Raw genomic sequence first — 533 nt, forward strand, 5'->3', positions numbered from 1 at the left:
GTACTGCACAGTTGCTTTTACGTCTGAAGGGAACTCCCCTCTGCGGGTATCTCCATGCAGCATACAGACTGGAAGTTCCAGTGCCTGATGTTCCATTACATTGACTGTAACAACTGCATCGATGACATGGCGTTTCTCCGCGATACATGCAGTGCCTTTACATATCTGATAATGCGGGCATCCTTCACATGCAGAAGGCATATGTGTGACGATTTCATCCGGAGCTGTTATCACCGCCAGATGTGTCCCCTGGTGTCCATTTTGACCGCCAGCTTTTTTGCCTGATGGCTTACGGAGACTCTTTGGGGTAGGCTTTTTAAAGCCATCACTTGATGGCGGTTTGGAACTGTTTTTGGAATTCTTGTTAAGCTGTTCCTTGAGTTCCTGTATGGTCTGATTGAGTTGAGCGATTAACTGTGTTTGTGCATTGATTGTTGCATTCAGGGAATCTACAGTTGCTGTTAATGAATTAACCTGCTGTAATAACTGCTTAATCATTTCATCTTTTGTCAATCAGACCACCTTCTTCCGTC

The 533-nt window shown here is 45.0% G+C and carries 1 protein-coding gene; it reads right to left on the reverse strand.

What is annotated here, in order from left to right:
- A partial coding sequence (locus ACQRCC_RS15585) for a DUF6444 domain-containing protein (protein ID WP_427851660.1) occupies nt 1-513 on the reverse strand: 513 nt, incomplete at its 3' end.
- Between the last annotated feature and the right edge of the window lie 20 nt (nt 514-533).

The organism is Sporofaciens sp. SGI.106, assembly GCF_050314255.1.
Lineage (GTDB): Bacteria > Bacillota > Clostridia > Lachnospirales > Lachnospiraceae > Claveliimonas.